Below are 17311 nucleotides of genomic sequence, written 5' to 3'. Positions count from 1 at the left end.
GAACATCCGGATCGACGACGACCGGGCGCCCGAGGAGATCACAGGGATCCTTGACCGGCGGTGAGCGGATATCGGCGTCTACCCCGACCCCGTAAGGGGCCCTGGCCGGACAGTGATCCCACATCCGGCATGCGAGGTGCTCACCGGCCACGACGAGGGCCCCCGCCCGGCGGCGCTCGCCTCAGCGGGCACCGTCGTCGTTCCTTCGGCTGCCGGGCTCCGCCAGGCCGCCCGGCGCGTGGGTATCCAACCGAGCGGTCGTGCCGGACGTGCCGCTACGAATCTCCTGCGTCCTGTCGGATACGTTCAACTGCATTCCGCGACCATCGCGCCGGCAGCGGTTGCGAGGACATGACGAATACGCATGGATCTCCTTCCGCGAGGTGGGCCACCGCGTGGCTCCTGCGGAAAGTCTGCGTTCCAGCGCTTGTTTTGTCGTTGACTCTCCTTGCACGCCTGTTGATCATTTCTGCACGGCCATGGCGTGCGGGAGGGCGTGTCTGTAGTCGCTGGGGGTCATGTCGTAGCGGGCGCGGAAGGCGCGGCTGAAGTGGGCCTTGTTGATGAAGCCCCAGCGTGTGGCGATGGCGTGGATGGAGCGGCTGCGGAGAGAGGGATCGGCGAGGTCGCGGCGGCAGTGTTCCAGGCGGCGTTCGCGGATCCAGGCGGCCACGGTGCGGCCCTCCTCCTCGAAGAGGGTGTACAGATGGCGGGCGGAGATCCCGTGGGCGGTGGCGATGGTGTCGGGGGTGAGGGCCGGTTCGCCGAGATGCTGCTCGATGAAGGCGTCGATGCGCCGCTTCAGGGCATGTCTGTGGATCTCTGGGGGTATGGCGTCCTCGGCGTCCACGCAGACGGCGAAGACGGAGGCCAGGAGGTCCCGGGTGACCTGAGCCAGGGTGGGGACGTCGGCCGGGGTGAACTCACCGGCACGTGCGTTGAGGTCGGTCAGCCAGCGGGCCAGTACCCCGCCCATGCCGCGGCGCCCGTCGATGGGGACACCCAGCAGATTCCGCATCGCCTTCTCCGGTAGCGGCAGCACCCCGCGAGGACACTGCACGACCAGACCCGACCAGCCGTCCGGGAGAGCCTGGACGTCGGCGTGGAAGGCGCGACTGCTGTCCACCACCACGAAGTCACCGGCGCACAACACCGTGTCACGTCCGCCGTGGGAGATGGCCGCGCCCCCGGCGAGAAAGTAGTTGATCTGGTACGCCTCCGGATCGGCCTGCCGTATCACCTTCGCCGTCCGCGCGATCTCCAGATGCGGATAGGCCAGCGCGGACACCTGTAACGACCCCAAGTCCATGATGCGCATCCTGGCGCGGAAGTCATCGTGGTCGTTGCTGCGGTGCCGGTTGGGCATATGCGACTGTGCTGCGACTTCCTGCCACAGCGCGAACCGCTCCGGTGCCGCCACAACCTCCGTAGTGAACTCGGTCACCAGCATCCATTACCCCCAAGGCACCCGGCTGCCCTGCAGCTTTCAATAGGAGTCAATATTTGTCGGACATATTGTGACTTGCGATCCAACGGCAGCATAGTCGCCTATTCAGGCGTCCTTAGATACCTATTGACGCTCGCATTCGACGGGGCCGACCGATCGGTAAGCGATCCGTCCCTGTGACGATGCGATCGAAGATCGGCGCCTGCGCCCGCGGACAGCGAGGACAACATCGGGATCGCCCAGGCGTCGCGGGCGCACCACGTCGAGCACCGCCACCGAGTGATCCTCATATGGCGGTGGTTCTACTCTGCGAAGTCCCGAAGGGACCGGAGGGGCACCCTTCCGAGTCGCCCACACTCGACCGGGCGGAGGCTGTGCCGGCCCCAGCGGAGGGAACGAGTCCGCACGCCTACCCGCCCCGCCGTCCCCGTCTCCCGGGGCGCGCACCGAGGAACTCAGGGCGCTCACCTGGTTGCACGTGGATCCGGAGGGCAAGCCGGACACGGTCCCGCCCGCACCTCCCTCGGTCATGATGTGGCGCTCCGTTCGGGCCGGGGCGACATCAGACCCGCAAGTCGCGGCGGACCCCGGCCATGCCGAAGCGGTGCATGGACTCGCCACGGCTTCACCGGAAGCGGCAAGCCGCCCTCCGCGAGAAAGCCGGCGCCACCCGGAAGGAGCGTGCTCGTGTGTTCACCACGCGGAACGGCTTTGAACGCGGGCAACGTTCGCCGGCGATGGATCGGACCTTCCGGGCACCGCCGAAGAGGCGTGGTCGCCCGGTTGGTCGCGCGGCCCCATGGACAGACGAAAGCCCCTCGGTTGGTGTCAACCGAGGGGCTCTGACCTGCTTCTTGCTAGTGTGGGCGATACTGGGATCGAACCAGTGACCTCTTCGGTGTGAACGAAGCGCTCTCCCGCTGAGCTAATCGCCCGCCCTGTGCGGCCCCTCACGGTGCCGACGTGGAAAACCATACAGCAATCCGGGAGCACTCGCGAAGCGGTATCCGCCACTCAATGATCTTGAAAGACGACACGGTCGGGAGGCAAAGGTCTGAGGATGCATCCGGCGGGGGGCTACGGTGTCATAGCATCGTCCTGATCCGTAGAAGCACCGAACGACCCGCGCTCGACCCGAATCACCCGAGACGCCCCGCCGGGGAGTCGACGGTGACCAAAACGAGACGCAAAACCCTTGCAAATACGGCCCTGTTGGTGATGTTTAGCCAGGTAGATGCCCAAATGTCGCGCTGTGATGTGTGTTACAGAAGGGCGTGGAGGCGGAATCTTTCCTACAGGTTTCTTTGTTCCGCGTGATAGCTCGCGAGGGACGAAGCCGTTCAGAGCAGTGAGAGCAGTGAAAGCCCCGCAGAGGGGACCGACGACGAAAAAGGTTTGGCTGACGATGAACAGCGCCACCGTCTCTGCCGAGCTAGGCCTTCGGCTTGTGGTCCCCGACCGTACCACCGTCCCCCTGCTCGCCGGGCTCAGCTATACGGCCGGGGATCCGTACGCGATCAGGATGGCCTTCCACGTCGGAAACGACGAACCGGTCGAGTGGATCTTCGCCCGCGAGCTGCTGACGGTCGGCATCGTGCGGCGGGTCGGCGACGGGGACGTCCAGGTGTGGCCGGCGCGCGCCGACGGCGAGCGCACGCTGCACATAAGCCTCACGTCGCCGTTCGGGCAGGCCCTGTTCGAGGTGCCGCTGGCTCCGCTCACGGAGTTCCTGCACCGGACGTACGAGCTGGTCCCCGCCGGTCGCGAGACCGACTTCATGGATCTGGACGCCGAGCTCAGCAACATGCTCTGGAGTTCCTGACGGGTTCCCGGCGGGATCGGCCGAGCCGGGTCACACCCCGGGCTTGAGCAGGTCCCGCATCCGGGCGATCTCGATGCCCTGACCCGCCACGACGTCCTTGGCGGTGGCCAGCATGGCCCGGTCGGCGCCCTCGCGCAGCTGAAGCCCGGCCATCGTGACCGCCGCCTCGTGATGAGTGATCATGAGGGTCAGAAAAAGCGTGTCGAAGGCCGCCCCCCTGGCGGCCCTGAGCCGGTTCATCTCCTCCAGCGGGAGAGTGTGGTCGTCGTGGCCGCCGTACCCGCCGTGCTCGCCCGGAGTCCGTCCGGCCGCCTTCAGCCACGAGGTCATGGCCGCGATCTCCGGCCGCTGCGCGGCGGTGATCCGCTCGGCGAGCCTGCGCAGGACCGGCGAGGACGACCGGGACGGCACCAGCGCCGCCATCTCCAGCGCCTGCCGGTGGTGCGGGATCATGCCCTCGGCGAACCTCACGTCGGCCGCGGTGACGCGCGCCTCGGACTCCCCCAGGTTCTCGCCCGGCCTCGCCGTACGGCCCCCCTCCCCCGGGCCACCCGGGATGATCACAGGTGCGCCGGATTCGGCGACGAGCGGGGCCGATCGCTCCGGTGCGGTCTCCGCGCATCCGCCGAGAACCGATGCCACGATGATCATCGCGATAACCTGACTCGGCACACGCATCCTCCGCATAGCTTCAATAATGGGGCAAGTGGACCGACGTAATGGGGGCACCGTGCGACCGATCGTGACATTCGGGCTGGCCGCGCTACTTCTCGTGGCCGGGTGCGGGGCGGACCCGACCCCCTCGGCCTCGCCACCGTCCGCCGCCGCCTCGGCGCCTCCATCCGCCCCGGCGGAGAGCCCGAGCGCCTCGGGACAGACGGAGGAAACCCCCGCGCCCGGGATCTCGGGGGACGGCACCCACAGCGACAACATCACCCACCTGGCCAACGTGCCTCCCGGCGCCCCGCTCGACGGGCCCCAGTCGTGGGGCACCGACCTGGCCTTCCAGGGCGACTACGCGTTCACCGGCAACTTCGACGGTTTCACCGTCTTCGACATCTCCGACCCGTCGAGTCCCTCGGTGGTCAGCCGGGTGCTCTGCCCCGGCGAGCAGAACGACGTCTCGGTGAGCGGGGACCTGCTGTTCCTGTCGATCGACTCGGTCCGGAGCGGCCCGGAGTGCGACGCCCAGCGCGGCGAGCCGGAGTCGGACGGCTTCGAGGGCATCCGGATCTTCGACATCTCGGACAAGAGTCACCCCAGGTTCGTCTCGGCGGTCCGCACCGACTGCGGCTCGCACACCCACACGCTGGTCCCCGGCAAGACCTCGGACAAGGTCTACCTCTACATCTCCTCCCCCGGCCCGGAGCCGGAGTCGACGACCTGCCCGGCGCCGCACAACAAGATCTCCGTGGTCGAGGTGCCGGTCAAGGCGCCGGAGACCGCCAAGGTGGTCTCGAAGCCGGTGCTCTCCGACAAGCCCGTCGAGGGGGGCGTCGGCGGCTGCCACGACCTCACGGTCTACCCGGAGAAGAACCTCGCCGCCGCCGCCTGCTTCGGCGACGGGATCCTGCTGGACATCGCCGACCGGGTCAACCCCAAGGTGCTCCAGCACGTGAGCGACAAGGAGAACTTCGCCATCTGGCACTCGGCGACGTTCAACAACGACGCCACCAAGGTCGTCTTCGGCGACGAGCTGGGCGGCGGCGTCAGCGCGACCTGCGACGCCAACACCCCGAAGACCAAGGGCGCCAACGCGGTGTACGACCTCGGCAAGGACCGCAGGCTCAAGCTCCGCGGCTACTTCAAGATCCCGAGGGAGCAGGCGTCCGACGAGAACTGCGTCGCGCACAACGGGTCGCTGCTGCCGGTGCCGGGCAAGGACATCATGGTCCAGTCGTGGTACCAGGGCGGGGTGTCCGTCTGGGACTTCACCGACGCGACCGAGCCCCGGGAGATCGGCTTCTTCGAGCGGGGCCCGATCCCCGGGGTCGGCGGCTCCTGGTCGGCGTACTACTACAACGGCCACATCTACTCGAGTGACATCACCAAGGGCCTGGACGTGCTCCGCATCGACAACCCGCTCACCGATCCGGCCTCCAAGGTCAGGATCAAGGAGCTGAACGCGCAGACCCAGGTCTCCTACTAGCCCGCGGGCCCGTTCCCGGTGAGGGCGTGCCCTCACCGGGAACGGGAATGGACCGGAGCCCGGGAGAACAGGGCTCAGGGATCGAGGTCGGCGGCGGAGCGCTCGGCGAAGACCTGCATCGCCTTGGCGGTGATCGGGCCGGGCGCGGCGGGCAGCACGGTCTGGTCGACCGCCCGGATCGGCTGGATGTCGCGGGTGGTGGAGGTCAGGAACGCCTCCTCGGCCTCGTACAGGGCCGAGAGCGGGACGTCCTCCTCGGCGCCCCCACACCACTCCAGGGCGAGCGCGCGGGTGACCCCGGCCAGGCAGCCCGAGGCGAGCGTGGGGGTGAGCAGCCGCCCGTCGCGTACGACGAAGACGTTGCTGCCGGTGCCCTCGCAGAGGTCGCCCGCGAGGTTCTCGAAGATCGCCTCGCCGCCGCCCCTCGCCTTGGCGTAGAACAGCGCCTTGGCGTTGTCGCCGTAGGAGGTGCTCTTCACCCCGGCGAGCGCGCCGCGCTCGTTGCGCGGCCAGGGCACGACGGTGACGTCGGCGGTGGCCGGGAACGGCTTCTGCTCGTCGACGATCACCACGGTCGTGCACCCCTGGTCGCCCCGGTCGGAGCCGAGCGGCCCCGGGCCGCTGGTGTAGGTGACGCGGACGCGGCCGAGCTTCCAGGGCGGGGCCTCGGCCAGGCAGGCGCGGATCCCGTCGGCGATCGCGTCCACGTCGGGGTCGGGCAGGTCCATCCGCCGTGCCGAGAGCGTGAGCCGGTCGAGATGGCGGGTGAGCGCGAACGTGACGCCGTTCACGCACTTGATGGTCTCGAACACCCCGTCACCGACCATCAGGCCGTGATCGAACACCGAAACAACGGCCTCATCCGGAGAGATAAGTGTCCCGTTAAGCCATATAGGTACGTTCATGCGACTCCTTCTGAACCTGATGTTGATGCCAGCGCGATGAGCCGGGAGGCCTTCAGCTCGGTCTCGTCCCACTCGCGTCGCGGATCGCTACCCCAGGTTATGCCCGCGCCCGTACCGAAGCGGATCTCGTCGGACGACAGCCAGAACGTGCGGATCCCCACCGCCAGCGACGCCCGCCGCCGATCGGCGTCGACCCAGCCCACGGTCCCACAGTAGGGCCCGCGCGGCTCGGGTTCGAGCTCATCGATGATCCGCAGGGCGGAGGATTTCGGGGCCCCGGTCACCGACCCCGGCGGGAAGGTCGCGGAGAGCAGCTCCGGCCACCCGTACTCCGGCGCGAGCCGCGCCCGGACCGTGGAGACCAGGTGCACGAGACCGGGGTGCTCCTCCACCTCGCACAGGGCGGGCACGCTCACCGAACCGACCGCGGCGACCCTGCCCAGGTCGTTGCGGACGAGATCGACGATCATCACGTTCTCCGCGTAGTCCTTCTCCAGCAGGTCTCCCGCGGTGACCCCGGTCCCCTTGATCGGCCTGGACTCGACCACGTCGCCGTCCCTGGACAGGAAGAGCTCCGGGGAGGCCGACACGACGCTCAGCCCCGGCAGGCTCACCGTGGCGGCGTGGGGGGCGGGGTTGCCCTCCGCCAGCCGTACGGCCAGGGCCAGCGGGTCCGGCTCCTTCCCCGCCGGGAGCGGCGCGCTCAGCACCCGGCACAGGTTGGCCTGGTAGACCTCGCCCCGCTCGATGTGGGCGCGGATACGCCGCACGCCGTCCTCGTACGCGGCCCGGTCGAGAGAGCTGTGCCACGACGACGGGTGCGGCCCGCGCCAGGGGCCGCTCGGCACGGGCAGCGGGGCCCGGCGGACGTCGCCGAACCTGGCGCACGTCACCTTGCCCTCGTAGTCGATCACGACGGCCCACCACCCCTCGCCGTCCAGCGCGGCGAGATCGGTGGTGAGGTCCCGAAGACCGGTGGCCAGATATCCGGTGACATGCGCAAAAGAGTCATGCACCGCCCTATTGTCCCGCTTGCCCGGCCAGCAGCCGCACCAGGGTGCGGGCGGCGGCCAGGGGCGCGGGCGGCAGAGCCGCGTAGACGGTCCTGCGCGGGGCGAGGTCGCCAAGAGAGCGGAGCACCAGATCGGCCGGTACGGCGTACGCGGCGATGGCGGGCACGAGCGTGACGCCGAGCCCGGCCGCGACGAACCCGAACTTGCCCGTCCACTCGCCGATCCTGACCGTGGCGCGGGGCGCGAACCCGGCGCGGGCGCAGGCCGCGGCGAGCGCGGTGGCCCGGCCGGGCAGGGGCGCCTCGATCCAGGTCTCCCCCCGCAGCTCGCGCAGGTCGACGATCTCCTCCGCCGCCAGCCGGTGGTCGCGAGGCAGCGCGACGAACAGCTCGTCGTCGGCCAGCTCGACCAGCTCCACCTCCCCCTCGCCCACCTCGCCGGGCAGCTCGGACGGGTAGTCGCTGACCACCGCGACGTCCAGGCCGCCCTCACGCATGCGGCGCAGCAGGCTCCGGCTGGGTCCCTCGATCGGGACGAGCTCGACCTCGGGGAAGTCCTCGCGGAACGCGCGCAGGGCGTTCGGCACGAGCGCGACGTTGGCGGTGGCGAACGCCCCCACGCGCAATCGTCCCCGGTAGCCGCCGTGGATCCCGGCCAGTTCCTCCTCCGCCCTGGTCAGCCGGTTCAGGACGACCTGGGCGTGATGGTGCAGCGCCTCACCTGCGGGCGTGAGCCGCACCCCGCGCGGCAGCCGCTCGAACAGCGGGCCGCCCGCCCGGTGTTCGAGCGCGGCGATGCGGCGGGACACGGCCGACTGTGTGTAGTTGAGCCTGGCGGCGGCCGCGGTGAACGACCCGGTACGGGCCACGGTGTCCAGCAGGCGCAACGCTTCTACGTCGAACACATTCCTCCCTCGCATGGCTTACATGCAATCTAGTCGCTGGTGGAATACCTTCCCGGTTCGTAGCGTGGAGCGCATGATTTCCTTTCTTGGTCTGGGACACATGGGCGTCCCGATGGCCCGGCGGCTGGTGGGGGCCGGGTACGCGGTGACGACGTGGAACCGCACCCCCCGCGCGATCGAGGGGGCCGCCTTGGCTGCCTCGCCCGCCGAGGCCGTGGCGGGCGCGGAACTGGTCGTCACGATGCTCAGCGACCCCGCGGCGGTGAGGCGGGTGCTCGCGGACGCCGCACCGGGGCTGCGGGCCGGAACGGTGGTCGCGGAGATGTCGACGATCGGGCCCGAGGCGGTGGCCGGACTGCGTGACCTGCTTCCCCCGGAGGTGGGACTGGTCGACGCGCCGGTCCTGGGCAGCGTGGGACCGGCCGGGGACGGCACCTTGACGGTGCTGGCCGGGGGCCTGCCCGAGGATCTGGCCCGCTGCCGGAAGGTGCTGGAGGTGTTCGGCCGGGTGCGCGAGGTCGGCGGCCCCGGCGCGGGCGCGGCGATGAAGCTGGCCGTGATGGGCGCGCTGGTGCCGGCCCAGGTGCTGCTCGCCGAGACCGTCGCGTACGCGAGGGCGACCGGAGTGGACACCGCGGCCCTGCTGGACGTGCTCGGCGGCACCCCGCTGGGGACGCTCGTCGAACGGGTCCGCCCGGCCGTCGAGAGCGGTCCCTACGAGACGCGCTACGCCCTCGGCCTGGCGGCCAAGGACGTGGAACTGGCCGCGCACGGGACCCAGACGCTCGCCGCCGCGGCCGGGACCAGGCTGGCGGGCGCGGTGGCGGCCGGGCTCGGCGGGGCGGACCTCTCAGCGATCTTCACGCACGTCGCCGCGACCGGTCCCACAGGGGCGGGCCGGACAGGCGACGCGGGTCATCCGGTTCACGTGGGGAAGGCGGGAAAGGTGGGGCGGGAGGTGGACGCCAGGCCGGTCAGGGACAGCGGGAGAGCCGGGGCAGGAGACCCGGACGGGCCGGAGGGCCGTACCGCGGTGGAGAGGCTGAACCCGGCCACGGTTCCCGCCACCAACGGCCTCTACTCCCACGCCACCAAAACCGCGGGCCTGCTGTTCGTCTCGGGGCAGGTGGCGCTGGACGAGGAGGGGAAGGTGGTCGGCGAGGGGGACATGACGCGCCAGTCCGAGTACGTGATGGACCTGCTGTCACGCGTCCTCTCCGACCAGGGCTGCACGTTCGACGACGTGACCCACATCCGGAGCCACCTGACCGACATGTCGCGGCTGCAGGAGTACGGGGCCGTTCGCAAGCGTTTCATCACCGGCGAACCCCCGGCCAGCACGACCGTGGAGGTCTCGCGGCTGTTCCGGCCGGGTCTGCTCATCGAGGTGGAGGTGATCGCCGCCATCCCCGCGAACCGGTGACGGCGACCGCCCCCACCGCTCTCGTCGGCGGGCCGTGGCGGCGGGATCACCGCGCCGTCCGGCCCGCGACGGCGCCGTGGCCGCCCTGCGACGCCTTACGACAGGGGGCCGGTGATCGTCTCGGCTGCGGCGACGACCGCGTTGGCCGCGACGAGCTGGACCACCGTCTCGATCTCCGGCGCGAGGAAGCGGTCGGGGCCGGGGCCGGGGACGGACTGGCGCAGGACGTCCACCACGGCCCCGGTCGCCGGGGCGGGCCGCAGCGGGGCGCGCAGGTCCAGGGCCCGCGCGGCGGTGAGGACCTCCACCGCGAGCACCCGGGTGAGACCGTCCACCGAGCGGCGCAGCTTGCGCGCGGCCGACCACCCCATGGAGACGTGATCCTCCTGCATGGCGGAGCTCGGGATGGAGTCGACGCTCGCGGGCACGGCCAGGCGCTTGAGCTCGGAGACCACCGCCGCCTGGGTGTACTGGGCGATCATGTGACCGGAGTCGACGCCGGGGTCGTCCGCGAGGAAGGCGGGCAGGCCGTGGTTGCGGGCCACGTCCAGCATGCGGTCGGTGCGGCGCTCGGAGATGCTCGCCATGTCGGCGACCGCGATGGCCAGGAAGTCGAGCACGTAGCCGACGGGGGCCCCGTGGAAGTTGCCGTTGGACTCCACCCGGCCGTCGGCCAGGACCACCGGGTTGTCGATCGCGGAGGCGAGCTCCCGCCCGGCCACCAGGGCGGCGTGCGCCAGGGTGTCACGGGCGGCCCCGGCGACCTGCGGGGCGCACCTGAGGGAGTACGCGTCCTGGACGCGGGTGCAGGTGCCGTCCCGGTGGGACTCCATGATCTGCGAGCCGCCGAGCAGGGCCCTGAGGTTGGCGGCGCTGGCCGCCTGCCCGGGATGCGGGCGCAGGGCCTGCAGGTCGGCGGCGAAGACGCGGTCGGTGCCGAGGAGCGCCTCCACGCTCATGGCCGCGCTCACGTCGGCGGTCCTGAACAGGCGGGCGAGGTCGTCCATGGCCAGGATGAGCATGCCGAGCATGCCGTCGGTGCCGTTGATGAGCGCGAGCCCCTCCTTGGCCACCAGCTCCACGGGCTCGATGCCCGCCCGCTTGAGGGCCTCCGCGGCGTCGGCCCGCTCCCCCGAGGCGTCACGGACGACGCCCTCACCCATGATCGTGAGGGCCACGTGGGAGAGCGGCGCGAGGTCGCCGGAGCAGCCGAGGCTCCCGTACTCGTGCACGACGGGGATGATCCGCGCGTTGAGCAGGCTCTCCAGCACCTTGGCCGTCTTGGGGCGCACACCGGTGTGGCCGGTGGCCAGGGTGTGCAGGCGCAGCAACATCATCGCCCGGGTGACCTCGATCTCGACCTCGGGGCCCGACCCGGCGGCGTGCGAGCGTACGAGGGATCGCTGCAGCTGAGCGCGGAGCGAGGGGTCGATGTGACGGGTGGCCAGGGCGCCGAACCCGGTCGAGACGCCGTAGGCGGGGGTGGGGCTCTCGGCCAGCTCGTCCACGCGGGTGCGGGCCGCCGCCATGGCGGCCACGGCGTCGTCGCCGAGGCGTACGGGGGCGCCGTGCCTGGCGACCCTGACGACCTCCTCGAAGCTCAGCGGCTCCGGCCCGATGTTCACGACCTCGTTGTCGCGCATGCTGTCAACTCTCTCGCGTAGGGTGAGTCGTGGTAACTGGTGAAACCATAGCTGGCTCCTTACATCTCAAGATACCGGCCGTATTCGGTTTGGGGAGTCGCCGGGTATTCGCTAGAGTTCTCACAGTGAGTCCGGGCCGGTCCCGGAGGCACGCGGAAGTGGCTCAGTGGTAGAGCATCACCTTGCCAAGGTGAGGGTCGCGGGTTCGAATCCCGTCTTCCGCTCGGGAAAGGGGCGTCAACCCCCCACTCGGTGGAGTGGCCGAGAGGCGAGGCAACGGCCTGCAAAGCCGTCTACACGGGTTCAAATCCCGTCTCCACCTCTGGTTTTCAGCGAGGACGATTAGCTCAGCGGGAGAGCGCTTCCCTGACACGGAAGAGGTCACAGGTTCAATCCCTGTATCGTCCACCACCGCCCATAGCTATGGGCTGACCAGGTCAAACGGCCGCCAAAGTCCCAACTCAGGGGCCTTGGCGGCCTTCTGGCTTCTCTGGATGATGTCCGTTGTTCCGGGTTGTTTCCCGTCTCGGTGCTGACGTTGTGCTGACCTCAGACATCCGCCCCCATCGCACCAGCCATGTCCGAGAAGTCCTAATCCACCCCTCGGCCTGGCGCACCCAGGCGCGTACCGCGGTCTCGGTCAGATCGAAGTCCGCGGCCACCTGCCTGATCGACCGGTCACCCCGCCGGCACAACTCAACGATCTCAGCCTTGAACTCCGGCGTGAACGAACGGCGAGGCCGAGGCTTCCTCTTCCCCATGCTCTCCATGATGGACATCCTTCCGGGGACGAACCCCTGATCTCGGATGTCCGTCAAACCGGACCAGGCTCAGGTGTAGACGACCCGGCTGGAGATCCGCTCGACCATGATCCTCACCGTAGCCAATGGAAGGTTCCAGGTAATCGGACGCCGTAATAAACCGGTCAGTACGGCACGTTTCTCCCAGGGAACATATACGACATATCACCGTAACGGGTGATCTATAGCGTCATGCGCAATACCGGGGTCCTCAAGGAGCACGTGGTGCGCAAAGTCCTGATCTCCCTCATCTCCCTCTCCCTCACTCTCGTCGCCGTGCAACCCCAGCAGGCCAACGCCAAGGTCGCACTCGACCTTGAGACGTTGACCGGCGCCGAGGCCAGCTCCCTCATGGCCGCCGGCAAGCTGACCTCGGTCGACCTGACCAAGGCGTACATCGACCGGATCACCGCGCTGAACAAGCGCGGGCCCGGCCTGAACGCCGTCACGGACCTCAACCCCAACGCGTTAAAGGAGGCCGAGGCGTACGACCGCCTGCGTAAGAAGGGCAAGTCGCTCGGCCCGGCCATGGGGCTGCCGATCCTGCTCAAGGATTTGATCGACGTCGAGGGCATGCCCACGACGGCGAACAACTGGTCGCTGCGCCAGTCCTTCCCGGCCTCCGACGCCGGCATCACCAAGAAGCTGAAGGAACGCGGCGTCGTGATCCTCGGCAAGGTGGGGCTGTCGGAATACGCCAACAGCTTCGGCTCGCAGCCCTCCGGGTTCGGCAACTACGGCGGCCAGGTCATCAACGGCATCGACGCCGACCAGAACCCCTCCGGGTCGTCGTCGGGCACCGGCGCGGCCATGGCCGCGGCGCTGTCGACGCTGGGCATCGGGACCGAGACCTCCGGTTCCATCATCTCGCCGTCGAACACGCAGTCGCTCGTGGGTCTGCGGCCGACCGTGGGGCTCGTGCCCGGTTACGGCATCGCGCCCATCTCGGCCTCGCAGGACATCGCCGGTCCGATGGTCCGCACGGTCTCCGACGCCGCGCTCACACTGGCCTCGATCGCCGGGCCCGACCCGGTGGCCGACGCCGGGTACAAGGCCATGTTCGGCGACGACTACATCGCCAAGGGCATCATCCCGCCGCTCCCCGCGACGCTGCCCGACTACACCAAGGCCATCGATCTCGACTTCGTGCGCGGCAAGAAGATCGGGTACAACGGCACCCTCACCGAGGGCAGCCCGCTCAAGATCGCGTACGACGCCCTGACCGCCGCCGGCGCCATCCTGGTGCCCCGCCCGCAGGCGACGATCCCCTCGCTGCCCGCGCTGCCCAGCGGCTATGAGCAGCACAAGAGCATCGACTCCTACTACGAGCGGCTCGGCCCGCAGGCGCCGATCAACTCGCTGGTCGAAGAGGTGCAGGTCAACCAGGCCGAAGCTCACCAGGCGCTCAAGTTCGGCAACGTCAACCACCTGAACTCGTCGCAGGCGGACGTGACCCCGGGTGGGGCCAACGAGCAGGCGTACCGGACGAATCTCGCGATCCGTAAGGCCGCCTGGCACAAGGCCATCGACGACATGGTGACGTACACCAACTCGGACCCGGCGCAGCCGGCCGACCCGGTGATCGCCATCCTGGGCAGCGCGCCGAGCGCCCCGCAGGCCGGTTACCCGTCGATCACGATCCCGATGGGCTACACCGCGACCCAGCGGCGCGCCCAGAACGCGCAGGTCCACGGCAACGCCTACAGCGAGTTCAACCTGCTCGGCGTCGCCTACGTCATCGAGCAGGCCACCAAGCTGCGCCAGCCGGCCAGCCTCGTGAACCCGAGCATGTACCGCTGCGCGAAGACGACCCCGGCTCCGCCGTTCGCCGAGCGCGGCGCCTGCAACCCCGGCTACGACGCCGTCCTCAAGGTGACCGGCTACGACTCCCGGCCGCTCGGTTTCTCGCTGGAGACCGAGACGGCGCAGAGCCTGATCCAGAAGCTGAACAAGGACGAGGTCTCGGCCGAGGAGCTCACCCGCGCCTACCTCGACCGCATCGCGCTGACCAACGCCGAGGGCCCGGCCACCCAGGCCGTCCGCGAGATCAACGCCGACGCGATCAAGGAAGCCCGCAAGCTCGACCAGGAGCGGTGGAAGTACCGCACCGGCGAGCCCACCAGCCCGAACGACACGCGCCCGCTGCGTCCCGCCCTCTGGGGCCTGCCGGTGCTGGTCAACGACACCATCGACGCCAAGTCGCTGTCGACCACGGGCGGCTCGATCGCCCTCCAGGGTCTCAAGCCGGCCAACGACTCCGCCCTCGTGGCGAAGCTGAAGGCCGCCGGCGCGATCGTGCTCGGCAAGACCAACGTCACCGAGCTGAACGGCGTCTTCGACGCCAACCTGCCGAAGGGCTACTCCTCGCTCGGCGGCCAGGTCCTGCTCCCGAACGACACCGACAAGACCCCGGCGGGTTCGTCGGCCGGCGCCGCGGCGGCCACCGCCTCGGGTCTGGCCGCGATCACGATCGGCATGGAGACCTCACTCGACTCGGCGCAGCTCCTCGCCCCGGCCGACGCGGCCGGTGTGGTGGGCCTCAAGCCGACCGTCGGCCTGGTCAGCACGACCGGTGTGCTCCCTGCGGCCAAGTCGCAGGACGCCCCCGGCCCGATCACCCGCAGCGTCGGCGACGCCGCGACGATCCTCAACGTGATCGCCGACCCGGCGAGCCCGGTCGACTACACGAAGGACCTCAAGGCCGACGCCCTCGCGGGCAAGAAGATCGCCGTGGTGTCCAGCACGAGCGCCCCCTACCAGGAGGCGATCGCCAAGCTCCAGGGCCTCGGCGCGACCGTCACCCAGGTCTCGATCGCCACACCGGCCGCAACCGACAGCGTCGTCGCCACCGAGTTCAAGCGTGACCTGAACGCCTACCTCGGCGCGGCCAAGCCCGGCACGACGCTGCAGAGCATCATCGACTACAACAACGCCAACCCGGTCGAGGGCCTGAAGTACCAGCAGGGTCAACTGCTGGCCGCCCAGGCGATCGACCTGTCCGACCCCGCGACGAACGCCAAGTACACGGCCGACCTGGAGGCCGGCAAGGCCGCCAACAAGGCCGTCCTGAACAGCGTCCTGAGCGGGTATGACCTGATCCTGGTCCCGAGCGGCAGCAACGTGATCGGCTACGCCGACCGCGCCGGCTACCCCGCGCTCACCATCCCCGCCGGGTATGGCGCGCAGCAGAGCTCGTCGGGCCGCAACCCCATCGGTGTGACGCTGATCGGCGGCGCCTTCTCGGAGGCGAAGCTGCTGGCCGGCGGCTACGCGCTGGAGCAGGCGATCGACGACCGCCTCGCCCCCAGCTACACCAACCCCAGCATGTGGCGCTGCGTCCCGGAGAGCACCTTCTTCACGGGCGAGTTCTGCCTGCCGGGCGACCGCCTGGCCCCTCGTTACAAGGGCTAACCACTAGTTGAAGAGAAGGGCCCGCGGTCTCCCCCGCGGGCCCTTTTCTCGTTGCGGGGGTACGACCTGAGCTGCCCGTCTACTGCCTGACCTGGGCCGGGGTCGGCCCTCCGCAGGGAGGGGTTCGACCTGGTAGGAGCCGGTACTGCGGTTGACATCCAGCGGCAAGATGGCCACGCCTCGGCGGCGGGCATCGGCCAAGATCAGTCTTTTGGGGTACTGGCCAGGGTCATGTGTGAGAAGCCCGGCGTAGAAAGCGGCCGGATGGTGGGTCTTCAGCCACGCCGACTGCAAGGTGGGCTGGGCGAACGCCGCGGCGTGCGCCTTGGCGAACCCGAACGCACCGAACGCGGCGAGCGTTCGCCAGACCTCGTCGACGACCGCGCTCTCGTAGCCGCGCGCGGTGGCCGCGGCGCTGAACCAGGCGCCCGGGCCAGGCGGCAGATCCACGGCAAGAGCACCGTCATCCACCGGATGACGGCCGCCGGGTCGCGCCGCAACGCCTGATAGGCCGGGCGCTGCGGCGACAGGCCCAGCCCGCGCAAAAGCCGACCGGCCGCCGCCACCGACACCCCGATGCCGAACCAGGCCGCGATCACCATCGCCACCAGCGCCCGCGTCCACAACGCCACGGCCACCCCCAGCACCTGACGGGGGGTGACATCACGCACCACCGCCTTGACGGTCTGCTCCTGCCCGGCCGCCAACCGCCGCGGCCGGCCCGGCGCCTTCTTGATCCGCAGCGCCTCGACACCGCCCGCCCGCGCCTGGCGCTTCCACCGGAACACCGACTCACGGCCCACCCCCAGCGCGTCGGCCACCCGATCCGGTGACATGCCCCCCTCCAGCAACCGGAGGACGAAGACCTTCTCCTCGAACGTCGCTCTGCGACCTTTTCTGGCCATACCCCCAGCATGCGCCCGCCAGAGCTCGATCTCCCACCGCCACCCAGCACGTACCAAAACTTATGATCGGCTCAGTATCACCCTCCCCAAGAAGCCGCCGCACAAGGAGCGGGTAGTGGCCATCTGGGAACAGATCGTGCGCCTGGTCGAGGCCATGCCGGAAAACCTGAGACTGCCCACCCTCGTCATGGGCTACACCGGCGCCAGAATCGGCGAAGTCCTGGGACTGACCCCCACCGCTCTCAGCGAGGATGACAACATCCTCACCCTGTCCGGCTCCTACACCCGAAAGCACGGCGGCCAGAAAGGCTCCCTCAAGCACCGCCGGGACGGCGAGGACCGCCCGGTCCCCCTGCCCGATTTCCTCCGCGATGCCATCAAGAGCCACATCAAGGACTACGGGATCAAGGAAGACGGCTATCTGTTCCCCGGCACCCGAGCCAAGGTCATCAACGATGACGCCTACCGCAAGCACTTCAAGGCCGCCTCAAGACGGTCGGACTACCCGCCGACTTCCGCACCCACGACCTGAGGCACAACTTCACCTTCAACCAACTCGCCGACGGGGTGAACCTGACCGACGTGGCCATGATGGTCGGACACGGCGACTTCCGGACCACCGTCCGCTACACCCACCGCGTCAAGGCCAAGTGGACCCAGCACGCCAAGACGATGGAGGCCACCTATGCGGCTGCGAGCACCAAGACGGCGTGCTGACTATGTGCTGACTGCCCAGCGCGGCAACCCTGGCGAAATAGGAGATTTTGCCCCGAAATGAGAGATTCCCTGTATCGTCCACCATCCATCGTGGATCGAACGGAACGGCCGTCAAAGCCCCGCCTCAGGGACCTTGGCGGTCTTCTACTTTCTCCGGTTGATGGCCGTTGCT

13 protein-coding genes, 4 tRNA genes and 1 pseudogene are annotated in these 17311 nt (G+C 69.4%); 9 read left to right on the top strand and 9 right to left on the bottom strand.

From position 1 onward, the window contains the following. Positions 1-463 precede the first annotated feature (463 nt). Together OG587_RS23635 and OG587_RS23630 are read right to left on the bottom strand one after the other, a co-directional pair. Positions 464-1444, bottom strand: a complete 981-nt coding sequence (locus OG587_RS23635) for a helix-turn-helix domain-containing protein (protein ID WP_329093679.1) — start codon at positions 1442-1444, stop codon at positions 464-466. A gap of 866 nt (positions 1445-2310) precedes the next feature. Beyond that, positions 2311-2382, bottom strand: a tRNA-Val gene (locus tag OG587_RS23630). A gap of 470 nt (positions 2383-2852) precedes the next feature. Between OG587_RS23630 and OG587_RS23625 the strand changes: the two genes are divergently transcribed. Continuing rightward, positions 2853-3269: an SsgA family sporulation/cell division regulator gene (locus tag OG587_RS23625; protein ID WP_184547867.1), complete on the top strand. Its 417-nt coding sequence runs from the start codon at positions 2853-2855 to the stop codon at positions 3267-3269. Between the two features lie 30 nt (positions 3270-3299). Here OG587_RS23625 and OG587_RS23620 read toward each other — a convergent pair whose 3' ends face one another. Beyond that, positions 3300-3920 carry a DUF305 domain-containing protein gene (locus OG587_RS23620; RefSeq protein ID WP_329093675.1) on the bottom strand — a complete coding sequence of 207 codons (621 nt, stop codon included), beginning with the start codon at positions 3918-3920 and terminating at the stop codon, positions 3300-3302. 46 nt (positions 3921-3966) lie between these two features. Here OG587_RS23620 and OG587_RS23615 point away from each other — a divergent pair, with 46 nt between their 5' ends. Further along, on the top strand, positions 3967-5418 hold the full coding sequence (locus tag OG587_RS23615; protein ID WP_443075605.1) for an LVIVD repeat-containing protein: 1452 nt from the start codon (positions 3967-3969) through the stop codon (positions 5416-5418). Between the two features lie 74 nt (positions 5419-5492). On the opposite strand, the gene OG587_RS23610 is transcribed toward OG587_RS23615, so the two are convergent. From OG587_RS23610 to OG587_RS23600, 3 genes are read right to left on the bottom strand one after another with little or no spacing between them, the layout of a single operon-like run. After that, entirely contained in the window at positions 5493-6323 is an 831-nt protein-coding gene (locus OG587_RS23610) for an aminotransferase class IV (RefSeq protein ID WP_329093672.1), read from the bottom strand. Next, on the bottom strand, positions 6320-7339 hold the full coding sequence (locus OG587_RS23605; protein ID WP_329093670.1) for a chorismate-binding protein: 1020 nt from the start codon (positions 7337-7339) through the stop codon (positions 6320-6322). The genes OG587_RS23610 and OG587_RS23605 overlap by 4 nt, the downstream gene beginning before the upstream one ends. Positions 7340-7343: 4 nt before the next feature. After that, complete coding sequence (locus tag OG587_RS23600; protein WP_329093669.1) at positions 7344-8240, bottom strand: LysR family transcriptional regulator; 897 nt, start codon at positions 8238-8240, stop codon at positions 7344-7346. 73 nt (positions 8241-8313) lie between these two features. On the opposite strand from OG587_RS23600, the gene OG587_RS23595 reads away from it, so the two are divergent. Beyond that, entirely contained in the window at positions 8314-9663 is a 1350-nt protein-coding gene (locus tag OG587_RS23595; protein ID WP_329093667.1) for an NAD(P)-binding domain-containing protein, read from the top strand. Between the two features lie 95 nt (positions 9664-9758). Here OG587_RS23595 and hutH read toward each other — a convergent pair whose 3' ends face one another. Continuing rightward, positions 9759-11306 carry a histidine ammonia-lyase gene (gene hutH, locus OG587_RS23590; protein ID WP_329093666.1) on the bottom strand — a complete coding sequence of 516 codons (1548 nt, stop codon included), beginning with the start codon at positions 11304-11306 and terminating at the stop codon, positions 9759-9761. A 152-nt stretch (positions 11307-11458) separates the two neighbouring features. Between hutH and OG587_RS23585 the strand changes: the two genes are divergently transcribed. The 3 genes from OG587_RS23585 (at position 11459) to OG587_RS23575 (ending at position 11717) form a co-directional block, all read left to right on the top strand. Beyond that, a tRNA-Gly gene (locus OG587_RS23585) sits at positions 11459-11530 on the top strand. Between the two features lie 27 nt (positions 11531-11557). Continuing rightward, positions 11558-11628: transfer RNA gene (locus OG587_RS23580), tRNA-Cys, on the top strand. Positions 11629-11642: 14 nt separating this feature from the next. Next, positions 11643-11717 (top strand) — tRNA-Val (locus OG587_RS23575). Positions 11718-11767: 50 nt separating this feature from the next. Here the strand turns inward: OG587_RS23575 and OG587_RS47250 are convergent. After that, entirely contained in the window at positions 11768-12067 is a 300-nt protein-coding gene (locus OG587_RS47250) for a transposase (RefSeq protein ID WP_443075630.1), read from the bottom strand. A 264-nt stretch (positions 12068-12331) separates the two neighbouring features. Here OG587_RS47250 and OG587_RS23570 point away from each other — a divergent pair, with 264 nt between their 5' ends. Beyond that, a complete protein-coding gene (locus tag OG587_RS23570) occupies positions 12332-15517 on the top strand; it encodes an amidase family protein (RefSeq protein ID WP_329093664.1) in 3186 nt (1061 codons plus the stop codon). Between the two features lie 275 nt (positions 15518-15792). On the opposite strand, the gene OG587_RS23560 is transcribed toward OG587_RS23570, so the two are convergent. Continuing rightward, positions 15793-16422 carry a winged helix-turn-helix domain-containing protein gene (locus OG587_RS23560; RefSeq protein WP_329093662.1) on the bottom strand — a complete coding sequence of 210 codons (630 nt, stop codon included), beginning with the start codon at positions 16420-16422 and terminating at the stop codon, positions 15793-15795. On the opposite strand from OG587_RS23560, the pseudogene OG587_RS47245 reads away from it, so the two are divergent. Together OG587_RS47245 and OG587_RS23550 are read left to right on the top strand one after the other, a co-directional pair. Further along, a pseudogene (locus OG587_RS47245) lies at positions 16352-17004 on the top strand (tyrosine-type recombinase/integrase); the annotation flags it as partial. The gene OG587_RS23560 and the pseudogene OG587_RS47245 overlap by 71 nt on opposite strands. Then, positions 17005-17139, top strand: coding sequence for a hypothetical protein (locus OG587_RS23550; RefSeq protein ID WP_329093658.1), 135 nt, complete (start codon positions 17005-17007; stop codon positions 17137-17139). Positions 17140-17311: the final 172 nt, after the last annotated feature.

It is taken from the genome of Streptosporangium sp. NBC_01469 (assembly GCF_036227305.1).
Taxonomy (GTDB): Bacteria; Actinomycetota; Actinomycetes; order Streptosporangiales; family Streptosporangiaceae; genus Streptosporangium.
Note: the sequence above shows the minus strand (reverse complement) of the source record. Positions and strands in the feature narration are given on the sequence as shown.